At 48.1% G+C, this 17875-nt stretch carries 12 protein-coding genes and 5 pseudogenes; 1 reads left to right on the forward strand and 16 read right to left on the reverse strand.

Annotation, left to right across the window (positions count from 1 at the left end):
• Window positions 1-10 precede the first annotated feature (10 nt).
• The 15 genes and pseudogenes from ruvX to cymR form a co-directional block, all read right to left on the reverse strand.
• The gene (ruvX, locus tag RE628_RS22360) at window positions 11-427 is read right to left on the reverse strand and encodes a Holliday junction resolvase RuvX (protein WP_309155144.1); all 417 of its coding nucleotides are present in this window, start codon (window positions 425-427) and stop codon (window positions 11-13) included.
• 8 nt (window positions 428-435) lie between these two features.
• Window positions 436-696: an IreB family regulatory phosphoprotein gene (locus RE628_RS22365; RefSeq protein WP_309155146.1), complete on the reverse strand. Its 261-nt coding sequence runs from the start codon at window positions 694-696 to the stop codon at window positions 436-438.
• Window positions 697-826: 130 nt separating this feature from the next.
• Window positions 827-1000, reverse strand: coding sequence for a hypothetical protein (locus RE628_RS22370; protein ID WP_309155148.1), 174 nt, complete (start codon window positions 998-1000; stop codon window positions 827-829).
• Between the two features lie 93 nt (window positions 1001-1093).
• Entirely contained in the window at window positions 1094-3721 is a 2628-nt protein-coding gene (gene alaS, locus RE628_RS22375; protein ID WP_309155151.1) for an alanine--tRNA ligase, read from the reverse strand.
• A 649-nt stretch (window positions 3722-4370) separates the two neighbouring features.
• Window positions 4371-5320 (reverse strand): annotated as a pseudogene (rbsB, locus tag RE628_RS22380) (ribose ABC transporter substrate-binding protein RbsB).
• A gap of 26 nt (window positions 5321-5346) precedes the next feature.
• Window positions 5347-6304 (reverse strand): annotated as a pseudogene (locus tag RE628_RS22385) (ABC transporter permease).
• Window positions 6294-7816: pseudogene (locus RE628_RS22390) on the reverse strand (sugar ABC transporter ATP-binding protein). The pseudogenes RE628_RS22385 and RE628_RS22390 overlap by 11 nt, the downstream one beginning before the upstream one ends.
• Before the next feature lie 22 nt (window positions 7817-7838).
• Complete coding sequence (gene rbsD, locus RE628_RS22395) at window positions 7839-8234, reverse strand: D-ribose pyranase (protein ID WP_309155153.1); 396 nt, start codon at window positions 8232-8234, stop codon at window positions 7839-7841.
• A 22-nt stretch (window positions 8235-8256) separates the two neighbouring features.
• Window positions 8257-9180 (reverse strand): ribokinase, encoded by a 924-nt coding sequence (rbsK, locus tag RE628_RS22400; RefSeq protein ID WP_309155155.1) that lies wholly within the window; start codon window positions 9178-9180, stop codon window positions 8257-8259.
• A 64-nt stretch (window positions 9181-9244) separates the two neighbouring features.
• Complete coding sequence (locus RE628_RS22405; RefSeq protein WP_309159535.1) at window positions 9245-10258, reverse strand: LacI family DNA-binding transcriptional regulator; 1014 nt, start codon at window positions 10256-10258, stop codon at window positions 9245-9247.
• A 238-nt stretch (window positions 10259-10496) separates the two neighbouring features.
• Complete coding sequence (locus tag RE628_RS22410) at window positions 10497-11564, reverse strand: AI-2E family transporter (RefSeq protein WP_309155157.1); 1068 nt, start codon at window positions 11562-11564, stop codon at window positions 10497-10499.
• A gap of 135 nt (window positions 11565-11699) precedes the next feature.
• Window positions 11700-11906, reverse strand: coding sequence for a YrzR-like zinc ribbon domain (locus tag RE628_RS22415; RefSeq protein ID WP_309159536.1), 207 nt, complete (start codon window positions 11904-11906; stop codon window positions 11700-11702).
• Window positions 11907-11934: 28 nt separating this feature from the next.
• Window positions 11935-12450 carry a PRC-barrel domain-containing protein gene (locus RE628_RS22420; RefSeq protein WP_309155158.1) on the reverse strand — a complete coding sequence of 172 codons (516 nt, stop codon included), beginning with the start codon at window positions 12448-12450 and terminating at the stop codon, window positions 11935-11937.
• An 87-nt stretch (window positions 12451-12537) separates the two neighbouring features.
• Window positions 12538-13691: pseudogene (locus tag RE628_RS22425) on the reverse strand (cysteine desulfurase family protein).
• Window positions 13692-14218: 527 nt separating this feature from the next.
• Window positions 14219-14637 (reverse strand): annotated as a pseudogene (cymR, locus tag RE628_RS22430) (cysteine metabolism transcriptional regulator CymR).
• A gap of 260 nt (window positions 14638-14897) precedes the next feature.
• Between cymR and mnmA the strand changes: the two are divergent.
• A complete protein-coding gene (gene mnmA / locus RE628_RS22435; protein ID WP_309155161.1) occupies window positions 14898-16019 on the forward strand; it encodes a tRNA 2-thiouridine(34) synthase MnmA in 1122 nt (373 codons plus the stop codon).
• A 301-nt stretch (window positions 16020-16320) separates the two neighbouring features.
• Here mnmA and RE628_RS22440 read toward each other — a convergent pair whose 3' ends face one another.
• A complete protein-coding gene (locus tag RE628_RS22440) occupies window positions 16321-17628 on the reverse strand; it encodes a replication-associated recombination protein A (RefSeq protein WP_309159537.1) in 1308 nt (435 codons plus the stop codon).
• Window positions 17629-17875 lie beyond the last annotated feature (247 nt).

The raw sequence follows: 17875 nt of genomic DNA on the forward strand, positions 1-17875 counted from the left end.
GCGATCACCCTCACTTTATACTCTTAGAGTCCAAATAATTTTGCAAAATTAAGCTCGCGGCCATTTTGTCCACGACCCCTTTGCGTTTCTTCCTGCTCACATCTGCTTCGATCAGCGTTCGATGCGCTGAGACCGTAGTTAGACGCTCATCCCATAGGTGTACAGGAATCTGCAATATTTCATGCAGCTGTTCCGCAAAGGCCTTGCATATTTCACCACGGGGGCCGATAGTTCCATTCATGTTCTTCGGAAGCCCAACAACGACCTCTTCCACTACATGCTGGTTTACTAACTCGGTAATCCGCTTCAGTTCTGCCCCTTCCTTCCGGCGCTCAATGACCTCAAGTCCTTGGGCCGTCCAGCCGAGCTCATCGCTGATCGCGACTCCGATTCGTGCATCCCCGTAATCAAGACCTAGAATTTTCATAACTTCTCCTAACGATGACCAGCCAGATAGTATCTCACCAGTTCCTCAATCAGCTCGTCGCGCTCCTTCTTGCGAACCAAGCTTCTTGCGTTGTTATGCCGTGGTATATACGCCGGATCACCCGACAGCAAATACCCGACAATCTGGTTAATCGGATTATAATCCTTCTCTTGAAGCGCATCATATACCGCAAGAAGAATATCCTCTGCCGACGCTTGCTGTTCATCTCCTGTTACATTGAACTTGACGGTTTTATCCATGGAGTCCATGACGACACCTCGCTTCCTCAGACATCCACCATCTGCTTAAATCGTCTTGATCTAATCTTACTATATCATATCACGGGCTTCATAAGGAAACATTCGCGGAATAAAAAGCTTCCAGTAATATTAGCTGAACTTATGATTGTGCAGATGAAGGCAGCCGGGTGAAATGTTCCTCCGATCGCTGTTGTTCACGGATTTCCTGATTCAATAGAATCAAATAAGGTAGAAATCCGTTCACAAAGGCGAACGCAGCATAAGCTTTCGTAGTAGCTTTCTTCCAGAAAGCTTTCAGCTTCTCCAGAATCATTTCACCAATGTTCGAAATTCAAATCCTTCTTATTTTGAATTTCGAACCCTCTTGCCTTTTCCATACGCTTATAGCTCACCTAATTTCAGGACTTTATGCCTGCGAAGCGATCCATTCTTCTGCTACCTTCAGTGCTTCTTCCAGTTTGGAAGCATCCTTGCCGCCGGCTTGGGCCATATCCGGGCGGCCGCCACCGCCACCGCCGCATACTGCAGCGACTTCCTTGACCAATTTACCAGCGTGCAGCCCGCGCTTCACTTCCGACTGCGGAACTACGACAACAAAATTCACTTTATCTTGTGCAGGCGCCCCAAGAACTAGTACCGCATCAGGCAGTTTACCTTTCAGCTCATCTGCCATGCTGCGCAGCGCCTCCATGCTTCCAGCATCGACGCGAGCGGCCAACAGCTTCGTCTCGCCAATGGTCACGACTTGACTGGTCAGTGCCCCAGCTTCAATCGAGCTCAGCTTGCCTTGCAACGATTCATTCTCACGCTCTAGCTCTTTCAATTGGTGCTGTAATGCCTCAACCCGCTTTGGAACATCGCCGATGTTTGCTTTGAGCATTCCACCAGCCTGCTTCAGAAGATCAAGCTGTTCTTCCATGAATTGATAAGCTCCGCGGCCGGTTACCGCCTCGATCCGGCGTACGCCCGAGCCGATTCCACTCTCGCTGAGTAGCTTGAATAGACCGATTTCCGCGGTATTATTCACATGACATCCACCACACAACTCGAGGCTATAGTCGCCTGCTTTAACCACACGGACAACATCACCATATTTCTCTCCAAACAACGCCATAGCTCCCAGTGCCTTCGCTTCGTCAATCGGCATTTGCCGGGTGACGATATCGAGCGCATTCCAAATCTGCTCATTGACACGGCGTTCAATTACAGCAAGCTCCTCAGCAGAGATGCTGCCCAGATGGGAGAAGTCGAAACGCAGACGTTGCGGTTCTACCAGGGAACCAGCTTGATTGACATGCTCGCCAAGCGTCTCTTTCAATGCTTTGTGAAGCAAGTGCGTAGCGGTATGGTTCTTCACGATGTCGCGGCGCAACTCGCTGTTCACTTCCGCTTTCACTTCCGCGCCGGAACGCAGCTCACCGGACAGCATGGTTACTTGATGCACATGTTGACCGCGCGGTGCCTTGAACAATCCAGTTACTTCAGCACGTCCAGAGACGTCTGAGAGAATCCCCTGATCGCTAACCTGTCCGCCGCTCTCCGCATAGAAAGGCGTCTTCTCCAGAATGATCTGTCCTGTCTGCCCTGCAGTCAGCACATCAACAAATACATTCTCAGATACGATCGCTACAATTTTAGTAGTAACATTAAGCTCATTATATCCAACGAACTCCGATTTAGTCGTTAAATCAGAGAGGACTCCGCCCTGAATCTTCATGCTTGCTCCGTCATGGCGGGCCGAACGTGCTCGTTCACGCTGTTCTTCCATCGCTGCTTCAAAACCTTCACGATCTACATTCAGACCATGCTCAAGTGCAAAGTCTTCTGTCAAATCAAGCGGGAATCCATAAGTATCGTAGAGCTTGAAGGCATTGGATCCACTGATCACTGTATGACCTGCTGCTTTGGCTTCCGCACTCATCTCTGCCAGAATAGCCAAACCTTCGGTCAGTGTCTCATGGAAGCGTTCCTCTTCGTTATGAACGACCTTCTCAATAAATTCACGCTTCTCTACGACATCCGGATAGTAGCTGCCCATCACTTCACCAACGGTTTCCACCAACGAGAACATGAATGGCTTGTCTAGGCCGAGCATTTTACCGTAACGGACCGCACGACGCAGCAAACGACGGATGACATACCCGCGGCCTTCATTCGAAGGAAGCACGCCATCGGACACAGCGAACGTAACCGTACGAATATGGTCAGCGATAACTTTGAATGCTACATCCAGCTCTTCCTTCTCCCCATACTTCACATTAGCCAGCTTAGCCGTCTTCTGAATCAGCGGCTGGAACAGATCCGTATCAAAGTTGGAGTTCACGTCCTGCAAGATCGAAGCGAACCGCTCCAGACCTGCACCAGTATCAATGTTCTTGTTAGGAAGCGGCGTATAGCTGCCATCCTTATTGTGATTGAATTGCGAGAATACGAGGTTCCATACTTCCAGATAGCGCTCGTTCTCTCCACCCGGATACATTTCCGGATCAGAAGGATCATTTCCATATGCTTCGCCGCGATCATAGAAGATTTCTGTACAAGGTCCGCATGGTCCTTCACCGATATCCCAGAAGTTGTCCTCCAGCTTAATGATCCGCTCAGCCGGTAAGCCTACTTTCTCATTCCAGAATTTGAAAGCTTCCTCATCTTCAGGATATACCGTTACAGACAGGCGCTCTGGATCGAAGCCGATCCACTCTTTGCCAGTCAGGAACTCCCAAGCCCAAGTAATCGCTTCTTCCTTGAAATAATCGCCGATGGAGAAATTACCCAGCATTTCAAAGAAAGTATGGTGTCGGCGTGTCTTACCTACATTCTCAATATCATTGGTACGGATACATTTCTGCGAGTTCGTCAGGCGCGGATTCTCCGGCTTTACTCGACCATCAAAATAAGGCTTGAGCGGTGCCATACCAGCATTGATCCAGAGCAGGGACGGATCGTTATGCGGTACGAGCGAAGCACTCGGTTCGATTTTATGCCCTTTGCTGGCAAAGAACTCCAGCCATTTGGAGCGAATTTCACTTGCTTTCATTGAATACTCCCCCTAATTATTAACGTTTGATCCAGCTTGTTTGCTACATCGAATTGTAAATAGTTGTGAAGATTTGTGACATTTTAAAAAACAAAAAAACGCCCTCTGAAATTCAGGGACGATTAATCGCGGTACCACCCTGGTTATCGCTGGAACAGTGCCGGATGGAGCTTCCTCTGGAACATCCCCAAAGTCATCATCCGTAATCCGGATTTCTAGCGATCGCCTTGTCAGTCTGATAACGGGGACCTACCGGTGAATTTTTAACTCACACTCTGAAATCAGCTTTCCATACGCCCGTATTTCGGGTTCTCTCAGCCATCATACCATGTTCTGCCCATAACAGACACTCAGATATGAAGAAACCCTTCTCTGCAAAAAATCCGTCTGCGAATGTACTTCATTTCATCATCGCTTTGTTGCTATTACCGGGGTCTCCCCCATGGCTTAAAGACATACTTTCGAACATAACATTTTTAGTATATAGGGCAATATGCGCAGTGTCAATGCACCTAAAAGCGAAGGAAAGCCCTCTATCCGAGCAACTGCCAAGTTGTTATCATCAAGATGCTGCAGCACACGGATATTTGGCGATCCTTCACTTTTGTATTCTATCTCTATATAAGGTTGTTTAATGGTCTTCTATCTATTATTTCTTCGTTACAAGCTCCAATTGAACCGGAACGGACTCGTCTACTTTCTCACCGGCTGCAACCTTCAACGCGGTGGCGATAGCTTGTTCACCGATAAGCTCCGGCTTCTGGGCTACGGTCGCTGATAGTGTACCGTCATTAACAGCGTTAACGGCATCATCTGTTGCATCGAAGCCAACAACAACGATACCTGTCTTGCCTGCTGCTTCAATAGCTTGCAATGCGCCAAGGGCCATTTCATCGTTATGGGCGAATACCGCTTGTACGTCTCCGTTGCTTTGCAGAATGTTCTCCATAACGCTAAGTCCTTTGGCCCGATCGAAATCGGCTGGCTGAGAAGCAATAACCTTCACACCATCTTTGCCGTCAACCGCATTGTGGAAGCCTTCGCCACGGTCACGAGCTGCCGAGGTTCCAGCAATACCTTGCAATTCAACGATATTTCCTTTTCCACCGATTGCTTCGAGAATGTAATCGCCCGCCATCTTGCCACCGGCTATGTTATCCGAGGCGATGTGCGATACAACAGTTCCGCCATTAGCCGCACGGTCTACAGTGATCACTGGAATGTTGGCGTCGTTAGCCGATTCCACAGCGGTCACGATCGCGTCACTATCCGTCGGGTTGATCAGAATAACGTCTACCTTTTGTTGGATCAAATCCTCAATCCCGGCAATTTGCTTCGAAGTATCGTCCTGTGCATCCACGACGATCAAATCTGCCCAGCCGCTTTGGCTGCCTTTTCAGCACCATCCTTCAGGGTAACGAAGAACGGGTTGTTCTGAGTCGAGATCGACAGACCAATCTTCACTTTACCACCAGAAGTGCCATCTTTCCCTGTGTTCCCGGCTTTATCCGTCGTTCCGCCTTCATTTCCCGTCGTACACGCCGAAAGCATCAGAAATACCGCAAGAAGAAGCGACCATGTGATAGCTAATTTTTTCATGTGTTTATGTCCCCTTTACTTATGAATTAGGCTGTTCTTTTCTTTGAACGATCGAGAAGTACTGCAATGAGAATGACCAGACCCTTTACTACTTGTTGATAGAACGATGACACGTTCATCAGATTCAGACCGTTGTTCAGCACCCCGATGATAACGGCACCAATCAACGTACCTACAACCCAGCCTTTACCGCCTGATAGGCTTGTACCGCCGAGTACTACCGCTGCGATGGCATCAAGCTCATAAGAGGCTCCTGCTGTCGGTTGGGCGGAGTTGAGCCGCGATGTCAAGACAATGCCGCTGATCGAAGCCAGCAGGCCACTGATCGAGTAGACCAACACTTTAACTCTGGTTGTGCTAATCCCTGATAGCCATGTCGCCTCCTCGTTGCTTCCGACTGCGTAGACACGCCGTCCGAAAGTAGTATGTTTTAATACAATGTATACAACTGCAAACGCAACAACCATCCAGATAATCGGCGTTGGGATATGCAGGAAATACCCTTTCCCAGCATGGCAAAATTTTTATTCAATCCAGTAATCGGCTTCCCGTCCATGTACACTAACGTTAGACCACGGAAGATCGTCATCGTAGCCAGCGTTACGATAAATGGAGCAAGTCGTCCCTTGGCTACAATGAAGCCATTCACTGCGCCCATCAAAGTTCCGGCGCCAAGTCCGATTAGTACAGCTAGCCAGGTATCCATGCCCCAGCCATCATTCCTGCTGTCAATGCGCTGGATAGAGCAAGAATGGAGCCAACAGACAAGTCGATCCCACCTGTTAAAATAACGAACGTCATACCAAAAGCAATCAAAGCGTTGATCGACACTTGCCGAAGTACATTCAATAAGTTGTTAACAGTCAGGAAGTTATCCGCTGATATCGCCAGCACGATGATGATTAGTGCTAATCCTATGAGTGAACCAATCCCCTGAAGCTTGACCCGTTTCTGTTTTTGAACATCTGCTGCTTTAGCTTGCATAGTGTTCTCCTCCTCCTGTAGCGCACATCATTATATTTTCCTGGGTAGCCTCTTCCCTCTTAAAATGCCCAGTAAGCTTACCTTCACGCATCACTAGGATTCGGTCGCTCATTCCAAGCACCTCCGGCAACTCGGAGGAAATCATCAGAATCGCCACTCCTTCGGAAGCAAGCCGATTCATTAAATCGTATATCTCCTTCTTCGCGCCGATATCAACGCCTCTAGTAGGTTCATCGAGAATAAACACCTGTGGTTTTGTTGCTAGCCACTTACCTATGACAACCTTCTGCTGATTGCCCCCGCTCAGTGATCCGACCGCTTGACTGCTACCCGCTGCCTTAATGCGCATGCTGCTGATCATCGTCTCAGCCAATTCATCTTCCCTGGCACTACTCAAAAATCCGAGATTCGAAACCGCTGCCAAATTGGTCATCCCCAAGTTATCGCGGATGGACATCGACAAAATCAGACCTTCATCCTTCCTATCTTCTGTTACTAGTGCCAGACCAGCGCGGATTGCATCCATCGGCTTGTGGATCTGGACAGGCTTGCCGTTAAGCATAACGGAGCCGCTGTCAATCGGTGTTACCCCGAACAAAGCCTTAGCCAGTTCCGTTCTACCGGCTCCCATCAAACCTGCAATGCCGACGATTTCACCTGCTCTAACTGAGAACGAAATATCTTGTAGAACTCCTTTTTGGGATAGTCCTTCAACCTTCAGCTTCTCTTCTCCAAACTCAATATCTACCTTCGGGAATCGATCCTTAATCTCCCGTCCGACCATCATCTTCACAATTTGGTCCATATCGGTACTGACCACTTTTTCAGTTCCGACGTACCTACCATCCCGCATTACCGTGATCCGGTCGCAGATGTGGAAGATTTCTTCCATTCGGTGGGAGATATAAATCATGCCCACGCCCCGCTCTCTCAAGGAAGCGATTACACGAAACAGACCTTCAATCTCCCGGTCGGTCAGCGCAGCGGTAGGTTCGTCCAATACGAGGATCTCTGTATTCATAGAGAGCGCTTTCGCAATTTCCACTAATTGTTGCTGACCAACAGACAAATCCCCAACTAACGTCTCCGGATTAATCTCCAGCCCAAGCTGAGATAGATAACGGGTCGATTCCTGCTTCATCTTGCCCAGCGAATCAACCGTGTTGGGCCAAAGGTAAATTCCCTGCCTAAGAATATATTTTCCATGACCGTTAAATGTGGGATTAGATTCAGCTCTTGGTGAATCATTACGATCCCAAGCTCCTGAGCAGCGGATGGAGACGCGAGAGACTGCTCGGTTCCCTTGATGCGAACGCTTCCATTATCCCTCGTATAAATACCGTTAAGGATTTTCATGAGTGTGGACTTCCCCGCACCATTCTCTCCCATTAACGCATGTACCTCACCGGCTTCCAGCGAGAACTGCACCTGCTGCAGCACTTTTACGCCGGAAAAGCTCTTGTCGATATCTTTCATCTCCAGCAATGGTGTGTTCAACTTCGTGACCCCCATTCTTCAAAAAAATCGTCTATTCTCAAAAAGTAACTCCCGCCTGCAAAATCACATTGGCATATGGTGTGCATTCCCCAGTTCTAATGACGGCTCTTGCCCTCTCTGTCATTTGTTTGAACTGCTCATGCGTAACCCTCTCTTCCTGCGATGGAGTTAACAACTTCTCTGTTGCATGGTACAGCTCCGGACTGATCTCTTCCATCTCCATAGTTACGGTATAACGTTCTACCTGCATCTCCTCTAGAATCGTCTCCAGTGTCTCCAAATATCCAGGCACGCCTCTCTTCAGGGCCAGATCGATTCTTCTAATGCCTGGAGGGATTGGCAGCCCGCAATCCCCAATTACAATCGTGTCCGTATGTCCTAGCTCGCTGATGACTCTAGACAGTTCACTGTTGATGACTCCTATCTTCTTCATGTCTCTCTCGTCTCCCGTCTATCTACTGATGTTCTGCTGCGAACTTCCGTGCTTCCTCTCCTGTCGGCATGCCCGTCTGAGCGCCAAATTTAGTGACAGCCAGAGCGGACACGATCGCTGCATAGCGAACAGACTCTTCCAAGCTCTGCCCGCGGGCAAGCGATACAGCCAATCCGGCATTATAGCAATCGCCAGCTCCTGTCGTGTCCACCACCGACACTTTATAGCCCGGTATATTATGCATGTTACCCTCGTCGTCCAGATAAGCCGACCCGTCAGCGCCTAGCGTTGTTACAACATGAGCAGCTCCCTTTGCCCTCATTCGTTGCATCGCTGGCACTAATGCTTCGCCGTCCGCATCGACGCCGGAATATCGGCTGAGTTCCGTACGGTTTGGCGTAATGTAGTCGATATAAGCGAATAATTCATCGGGAAGCAGCTGTGCCGGTGCTGGATTGAGCACGACCGTCTTACCTAGTGCTTTCGCTTTTTTCGCTGCATAGAACACGGTCTCAACTGGAATCTCGAGCTGCAGCAGTACGATATCCGCCTGCTTCAGCTTATCTTCATGCCGGTCGATATCGGCCGGTTGCACCTCATAGTTCGCACCGGGGACAACGACAATACTGTTGTCTCCTTCTGCTACATAGATGGAAGCGATGCCTGTCGTCGTTCCTTCCAAGCGCTTCACACCGTCAACGTTAACGCCATCCTTCCGCAGGGAGCTTAGTAATTCCTCACCAAAAGCATCGCTGCCGACAGCCCCGATCATCGAAGTCTCAGCGCCGATCCGAGCTGCGGCCACCGCCTGATTGGCCCCTTTGCCGCCGGGAATGAAGCGTACCCGCTCGCCCAGTAGCGTCTCTCCAACCTGCGGGTATTGCTGTGTTTCAACTACTATATCCATATTTAAACTTCCGATAACGACCACTTTGATCTTGTCCATTAGCATTCAGTCCTTCTTGAACATTTTGAAGTGCACACCTTGCCAGTTCACTTATAGCGGTATATTATTGATTGACTTTTGGCGTGAAGGCCAAGGTAGATTCCCGCGCCAGCAATTTGACATCCAGTTCATAGGTCAGATCCTCTTCTAATGCGCCCTCGATCTTCTTGATCAATAAGCGTGAGATCATTGCACCCATCTCATAGATCGGCTGAGCAATCGTTGTCAGCTCAGGCGTCATAATCTCCGTCGTCTGGATTCCGTCAAAGCCGCATACGGCAATATCGCTGCCAACCTTAATTCCTTTCCGACTCAGTGCTTTCAAAGCGCCTATCGCCATCAAGTCATTCCCGGCAAAGATGCCGTCAATATCTGGATGGCGCTCGAGAAGCCGCTCCGTTGCGCTGATACCGCCGTGAATCCGGAAGTCGCCTGCCTCAAGCAAGGTCGGTGTGAACCATGGCGAATGATGAACCGACTCTTCGAACCCGATTAGACGATCCTTAGCAGTGATCAACTGCTGCGGCCCGTAGATGTGAGCGATCTTGCGGCAGCCGATATCAAGCAAATGCTGCACGGCCAGCTTGGCTCCTTCCTTGTTCTTCGATCTTACGACGCTAGCATTCTCTTTAGAGGGCCCCCGGTCCAGACAAACAAATGGAATCCCGAGCTTGGTCAGCATTTCCGCTTCTTCAGTACTGAAAGTCTGCGAAGCGAAGATGAAGCCGTCGATATATTTCTTCTTAAGTGTCTCAATGTATCTCTTTTCCTTATCCGCCTGATCATCTGAATTCCCCAGAATGACGGTATAACCATAGGTTGCTGCAACATCCTCTACCGCACGAGCCAAATCCGAGAAGAACAAGTTCGAAATATCCGGAAGGATAAGTGCGATCGTATTGGTCTTCTTACCGGCGAGGCCGCGAGCGACCTGATTAGGCGCATAATCCAGCTTCTCTATTGCCGCCTTGATCGAGCGCTCTGTCTCCACATTGACGTAGCCGCTTTTATTCAAATACCGCGAAATGGTCGACACAGATACACCAGCCAGCTTCGCTACATCACGAATCGTTGCTATGACAATCACTCTCCACTCGAAAAATGGTATCGGTACCATACCGACATCATATAACAATATATTTCCAATATAATTAGCTATTTTTATCTATTATTCTAATGTGGTACCGTTACCACATTTCACATTGCAAATATATCATACCTGGATACAAAAAACAACCCTCCAGGGCCATTCCAAGCCAAGGAGGGTTTAAGTACCAATATTACGTATATGAGGAATACGGCAGCTAAGATTCGCTCTATACCGTTTTCCGACGTACATAATAAGCATAGAAATGCTGTAAGATGACCTTACCTACTGCAAACATCGGGACCGCGACGATCAGTCCGGGAACGCCAGCGATCTCGCCACCTACCAGTAGAGCGAAGATAATCAGCATCGGGTGAAGATGCAGCGTTCGGCCCACCACCTGTGGTGAGATAATATTACTCTCGATTGTCTGGCACAGCATGTTAACAAGCAGGACGAACAGAACCATTTTCCACGAAATTGTCAAAGCCATCAGCATGGCCGGTGCAGCTCCCAGAAAAGGGCCTAGATACGGGATAATATTGCATACAGCAACGACGCCCGCCAACAAGAGCGCAAATGGCATGCCGATAATCATATAGCCGATATAAGCCAGTACACCGATAATGACGCAGACAAGCAGTTGTCCGCGAATATAGTTCCCTAACGCCTCATCAATCTCCTTCAGCAGTGAGACGATCGATTTGCGATGTGTTCGGGGAAGATACTGCAGAATCATACGCTCGAAGGTATCAAAGTCTTTTAGGATATAGAAGATGAGGAAAGGAATAATGAACGCATTAAAGACGATGTTGATTGTCGTGCCTATATTGTTCAGAAAATCGGAGATCGTCGTGGCCATTCGCTGTTCGACCTGAAATAACCAATTGTTCATTCCCATTCGGAAGCTTCCCGGAAAAATACCGTTATCGAAGCGGTTCATAAATTGTTGTGTATGCATCGTAAGCTGCGGCAAATGTTCGCCCAATTCCTCAAGCTGCTCTACAAACATAGGAATGATATTCATCAAAATGACGGATAGGCTGGTCAGGAACACCGCATATATTAGCAGCACTGCAATTGTACGTGGAACTTTGCGTCCTCCAAGCATTTTCACAATCGGATTTAGGACATAGGATATAATCATGGCGATCACAAATGGGGCAAAGATCGCTTTCAGGAATCCGTAAATGACAGCAAACATCGGGCGAAGCTGCCAAATAAAAAATAAAATAATGAGCCCCAGCAGCAGCCAGACTCCATAACGGAACAGCTTGCTCTTTAGGAACGGCTCCATTGTCTCACATTCCTCCCTGCATATGGACCAGCTATGGAAAGTATATGCGAAGGCTTGGAAAAATAACCGCAGACACGCAAAAAGCCCTTCCCCGAACATGGGAGAAGGGCTTCGTGACAGACAAAATTTAGTTTATTAAGAGAGATGTACTTGCGAGAAATCCTGCATGGATTCATCGCCAAAGAACAAATCATCCAGGGAACTGAGTGTTCCATCTTCTTCTACTTGATAGACCGACATCTTATCCCCGTTCACGGTTAATTCGATAAAGCAGCCCCAGCAATAATATTGGTGCGAACCGATCTTACCAATATCTTTGGAGCTGCAGTTTGGACATTTCATCATCATTCCACATCACCTATCCTATACGTTAACTGAATTCAGCGTTCTCCAGAAGTTTTTGCTCACTGTTTGCAGGGACCATAATGGCATGTTCCCCCTTCGTCATTTCCGGAATATAAGGAAACTTCTTACGACCCTCGATTAGATCGGATAAGAAGCCATCACTAATTTCAATACCAGTAATTGTATTTCCCATTTCCCGGTCAAAATAAACATCGCTAACACAACCTATCATCGAACCGTCTGCCGTAAGGATGGGCAGTTCTTTAATTCTGCCGCTACCTGATAAGAAGGTAAGCTGTATATTCTCGGCATTCCAAACCTGGATAGCCTGTTGATTGCGAATCATTACGGCATCTTCACCGTATGCGACGATATCATTCCAAGGGACCGCTCTAAGATGTGGGGAGAACAACCTCTTCCCCTCTAATAGAATACCCGAGATGGTCCAATCCTTGCCTAACAGGATATCAGAGACCTTCCCGACCCTTCTTCCGTTCTCTACATCAAATACAGCAAGTCCTATTAATTGCTGTAGCCTCACAGTATGCGGTCCTCCTATACAGGACATCCCTGAGCGTACCGCATTAGAAAACCAAAGCCTCCTTCCTTTTAACAGGATAGAAAACGACTAATATTTTCTACTACGTATACGATCGAGAATGGTTGCAATTTTTTTTGAAGTAATTTTAATTTCATCTATAGTATTGCCCAACCCGAAACTAAATCGAACCGCCGATTGCAAAAGATTTGGCGATAGATGCATCGCTTCTAGCACATGGGAAGGCTCCAACGAGCCTGAAGTACAAGCCGAACCGCTTGCGATAGCAATGCCCTCCATATCCAGATTCATGAGCATCGTCTCCGTATCACATTCCGGGAAGCTGATGTTTAGAATATGAGCTATATGATACTCCGGATGTCCGTTAATATGGTAACGGCTACTGCCAACCAGTTCTTCAAGATTTGTAAGTAACGCCTGGCGCAGCTCCTCATCATGGCTCGTCCGCTCTTGTAGTTCCAGCTTAACCAACTCGGCTGCTTTCGCAAAGCCGGCGATACCGGCCATATTTTCCGTACCAGCACGGCGCGTCCGCTCTTGCAGTCCACCGTATTGCAGCGGCTCCAGCTTCATATTCTTGTCCACATACAGCGCACCTACGCCTTGGGGACCGTTAATTTTATGAGAAGAGAAGCTCATTAAATCGACTGGCAGTTCGCTAAGACGGATCGGTACTGCTCCTAGCGCCTGAACAGCATCGACATGAAAAGCGATGCCACGCTCTGCGGTAATCTGCCGATCTCCGCAATTGGCTGAATCGTTCCGACTTCATTGTTCGCGTATATGACCGAGACGAGAATCGTATCGGGACGGATTGCTTCTGCAACCTGTTCTGGATGAATTCTACCATAGCGATCGACTGGCAAATAAGTGACTTCATACCCATCTTTTTCCAATTTCTGGCATGTATGCAGCACCGCATGATGCTCTATCATCGTCGTAATAATATGCTTACCCCGTTCCGCACGGGCTGCAGCGATTCCGAACAGAGCTAAATTATCGCTCTCCGTACCTCCCCCAGTAAAGATAAGCTCATCTGGACGACATCCGATCACAGAAGATACCTGATCCCGTGCCGAACTAATCAGCCTCTTTGCTGCTCGTCCAAAGGAATGGACGCTGGAAGCATTGCCGTATTGTTCTGTCATTACTTTCATCATTACTTCAGCCACTTCAGGCCGGATGGGCGTAGACGCCGCATGATCCAAATATATATTGTTCATTTTCATGAATATCACCTTATTCTTATAGATCTATGTTAGCCAGTAATAGCTGCACCAGATGCTACTATCTGAATTTGAATTTGATACTTCATCATTCTGGACTTCAATCGGGTAATCCAACCTTCCGCAAACCTGCCAACGGGCTTCCCCAACGACTTTGGAGAAAAACTGCAAAAGTGCAGGCTTTTCGGCCAATTCCTTTAAAATCGAGCTGCCCTCTGCTGTTTAGCCCATTAGACGTTCTCCGTTACACAAAGGTTCTTTATACTAATAAGCCTGTCCAATCCATCCTATAAGTTTCAATTCGATAAAACCATTTATGTCTCTTTTTATGCTGATCTATTCTGTCTCGAATCTACCCTAGCCGCTCAACAATGCGCTTCTTGCATGGATACTATAGCACTGATGCTGTGGCTCAGCAATGCAGATATATGCTTTTTTGATGCAAAAATGACCCCTGGCGTGGAGTCATTTTTGAGAATATATCTGGATTTTCACTTATGGCGGACAAGAAGTACCGGATTGAACTAAATATAGAACATATAGTTCTCTTTAGTACTTTGCTCTTCGAATGTAATCAAATCCTCCAGGGTCGTAGAATCCAACACTTCAGCGATGCCATCGCGGATTCTAAGCCACAGATCACGTTTGGCTGGATCATCCTCCTCCGTGAAATCCACCGGCGAGATTGGTCCTTCAAGTACGCGGATAATATCCCGGCTGTAATCTCGGAGGCGTCGCGGGACAGGATGTAACCGCCATACGCGCCGCGGACGCTCTTGACGAGGCCAGCATTACGAAGCGGGGCAATCAATTGTTCCAGATAATGCTCAGATAATTGATTTTTCTCAGCGATGCTTTTCAGGGAAGTTGGTCCCTCGCCGAATTTTGCCGCCAGCTCCATCATGATCGTTAAGCCATAGCGTCCCTTTGTAGAAATCTTCAAAGAAGCCACCTCTTTCAATTTTCAAATAATCTTTATATAATGGAACCTTGATCAAGAAGAGAATTGTATAACTCTCTATTCCTATCACTTACCTCTGCTTATCGTATCATATCCTTTATAGCTTTGGGAAATAAATCTCTCATCAAAATCGTACAATTTGTTCAACGATGCTAATCAAAGGCAATCTGATCGTATACATCCCGGAGGTATATGTTACAATAATGAACAGGCCGATATCGGTCCAAAAGGAGTGATTAGGTATGTCTAAACCAAATAGCGAGACTCGCATCGTAGTGGGTATGTCCGGCGGCGTAGATTCCTCGGTAACCGCACTGCTACTCAAACAACAGGGCTATGATGTGATCGGGATTTTCATGAAGAACTGGGATGATACCGATGAATTCGGGGTCTGTACTGCAGAGCAGGACGCTGAAGACGTACGGCGCGTCTGCGAACAGATCGATATCCCTTACTATACAGTCAATTTTGAAAAAGAATACTTCGATAAAGTATTTGCCTATTTTCTCGAAGAATATAAGCGTGGCCGCACCCCAAATCCGGATGTGATGTGCAATCGCGAGATCAAGTTCGGGGAATTCCTTCAAAAAGCTCTCGATCTTGGCGCCGATTATGTTGCTACCGGCCATTATGCCCGTGTAGTAAATGACGGTGAAGGATACCAACTGCTTAGAGGAATCGACAATAACAAGGATCAAACCTACTTCTTGAATGCCCTGAATCAGGAGCAACTGTCCAAAGCGATGTTCCCGATCGGCCATCTGCCGAAGCCAGAGGTGCGGCGGATCGCTGAAGAAGCTGGATTATATACGGCGAAGAAAAAAGACAGCACAGGCGTCTGCTTCATCGGCGAGCGGAATTTCCGTGAGTTCCTAAGCCAATATTTGCCGGCTAAATCCGGTGAAATGGTCGACATCGTAACTGGCGAAGTCAAAGGTCGGCACGACGGCCTGATGTATTACACTCTCGGTCAACGACAAGGACTCGGCATCGGTGGCTCAGGAAACGGAGAGCCTTGGTTCGTCGCCGAGAAGGATTTGGAGCGCAACATCCTGTATGTAGTGCAAGGTGACAAGCATCCAAGCCTCTACTCCACCGAACTGACTGCTTCCGGTATCCACTGGATCGCTGGTCAAGACAAGCTACCGCAAGAGTCGTTTAAATGCACTGCCAAGTTCCGTTACCGCCAGCCTGATCAAGGCGTAACGATCATCCCGAACGAGGATGGTACCGTACGAGTCGTCTTCGACCAACCGCAGAAGGCCATTACTCCAGGACAAGCAGTCGTTTTCTACGACGGCGAAGTTTGCCTTGGCGGTGGCACCATTGAAGCTCCAAAGAAGGTTGCTATCGCAAATTCTTAAGCTGGAACAAATAAAAGGCAGATTCACTCTTTGTAGTGAATCTGCCTTATTTTATTTCTAACGAAACGTGGTATCGTTATTTCGGCCAAATGAGGCTGCTAAAAATTGTAACGAAACTGGATATCGCTATTGTGGCAATTTAGAAGCTAAAAGTCGGGATTTGTCCCGAATAACGTTCTGTAGGTTCGTTAGGTTTAATATGCTGCTGTTTTTGAGGGAATAGCGTTCTGTAGTTTCGTTAGAAATGAAAACCTTCCGTTTTCAGCACTTCAATGTCCAAAGCGGAGGATAAAACACTACACTACTGCCTACGCCGCAGCTCCTGGTTGTGCCGAATCTTGGCCTCATTGCCTTGCTCAGTAGCTTCATAAAATACCCTCTTGGATATACTATCCGGCAAATATTGCTGCTTCACATAATGCCCTGGATAGTTATGCGGGTATTTATATCCTTCATGCCCTAGCTTAACAGCGCCTTTATAGTGAGTGTCCCGCAAATGAAGCGGCACTTCTGCCGACCTTACCTCTTCGATCGCCGTCATCGCTTTGTCGATGGCCATCGTCACCCCATTCGATTTTGGGCTCTCAACCGCGAACAAAATGGCCTGAACGATGTTCAGCCTAGCCTCGGGCCAGCCATTGTTCCTGTAGGCCTGTAGAGCGCTGACTGCCTGTACCATCGCCTGTGGATTAGCTAGGCCAATATCCTCGCTGCTGGCTGCAATCAGGCGGCGGATGAAGGTCATCGGGTCCATGCCCAACTTCTCGACCGCGTAGAGGAACCAGAACACCGCAGCATCGCTGGAGCCGCGAATGCTCTTATGAAATGCCGATAAAACATCATACTGTGTCGACTCATCCGCCTTGACTAGCGGACGGCGGATCGATTCCTCCGCAACTTCTTGAGTCACATGAACCGTGCCATCGCTAAGCGGAGGTGTTGTCAGCACAGCAAGCTCCAATGCGTTCAGAGCCCGACGAATGTCACCGTTGGCCATCGTAGCGATATGCTGTAGCGCTTCCTCATCGACCCCCAGCTTCATGAAGCCAAGCCCTTTCTCCTTATCCTCAAGCGCTCGGCGCATTGCCGAGAGCGAATGATCCTTATTCAACGGCTCAAGCTGGAACAGCGTCGAACGGCTCATCAAGGCCCCATTCACATAATGGAACGGATTCTCCGTCGTTGCGCCGATAAATATGATCGTTCCTTTCTCCACTGCTGGCAGAAGCGCATCCTGACGAGAGCTGTTGAAGCGATGAACCTCGTCCAAGAACAGGATTGTTTTTGTCCCATAGAACGCTTTATCATTATGCGCTTTCTCAATCACTTCACGCACATCCTTGACGGAAGCATCCACCGCATTCAGTCGTACGAATTCTGCCTGCGTATGATTCGAGATAATATGAGCAAGCGTCGTCTTACCACAGCCCGGTGGACCATACAACAGGATCGACGATACCTGATCCGCTTCGATCGCCCGCCGCAGCAGCTTACCAGGTCCGATAATATGCTCTTGCCCGATATATTCATCCAGTGAAGCAGGTCGCATCCGGTCCGCAAGCAAGCGCCCCGACGGCTTCTGTTCCTGGCCATAAGAGAATAAATCCATACCGTTCACTTCCTTACTCCTTGTTCAATGCTTAATAAGTTCAACAAAATATACAGGAATAGGCGAAGGGTAAAATGATTCTGAAGAAGCTAAAAGCTTTCTGCAAGAAAGCTGCTTCGAAAGCATATGCTGCGTTCGCCTTTGTGAGTGGATTTCTACCTTGTTGGATTCTATAAAATCAGGAAATCCACGAACAACAGCGATCGAAAGAACATTTCACCCGATTGCCTTCATCCGCACAATTAGT

The organism is Paenibacillus sp. D2_2 (assembly GCF_031199965.1).
GTDB lineage: Bacteria > Bacillota > Bacilli > Paenibacillales > Paenibacillaceae > Fontibacillus.

What these genes read in the sequence shown, in the direction of transcription:
- ruvX (WP_309155144.1), bottom strand. Translation starts at nt 427, where the DNA reads ATGAAAATTCTAGGTCTTGATTACGGGGATGCACGAATCGGAGTCGCG.
- RE628_RS22365 (WP_309155146.1), bottom strand. Translation starts at nt 696, where the DNA reads ATGGACTCCATGGATAAAACCGTCAAGTTCAATGTAACAGGAGATGAA.
- RE628_RS22370 (WP_309155148.1), bottom strand. Translation starts at nt 1,000, where the DNA reads ATGATTCTGGAGAAGCTGAAAGCTTTCTGGAAGAAAGCTACTACGAAA.
- alaS (WP_309155151.1), bottom strand. Translation starts at nt 3,721, where the DNA reads ATGAAAGCAAGTGAAATTCGCTCCAAATGGCTGGAGTTCTTTGCCAGC.
- rbsD (WP_309155153.1), bottom strand. Translation starts at nt 8,234, where the DNA reads ATGAAGAAGATAGGAGTCATCAACAGTGAACTGTCTAGAGTCATCAGC.
- rbsK (WP_309155155.1), bottom strand. Translation starts at nt 9,180, where the DNA reads ATGGACAAGATCAAAGTGGTCGTTATCGGAAGTTTAAATATGGATATA.
- RE628_RS22410 (WP_309155157.1), bottom strand. Translation starts at nt 11,564, where the DNA reads ATGGAGCCGTTCCTAAAGAGCAAGCTGTTCCGTTATGGAGTCTGGCTG.
- RE628_RS22415 (WP_309159536.1), bottom strand. Translation starts at nt 11,906, where the DNA reads ATGAAATGTCCAAACTGCAGCTCCAAAGATATTGGTAAGATCGGTTCG.
- mnmA (WP_309155161.1), top strand. Translation starts at nt 14,898, where the DNA reads ATGTCTAAACCAAATAGCGAGACTCGCATCGTAGTGGGTATGTCCGGC.
- RE628_RS22440 (WP_309159537.1), bottom strand. Translation starts at nt 17,628, where the DNA reads ATGGATTTATTCTCTTATGGCCAGGAACAGAAGCCGTCGGGGCGCTTG.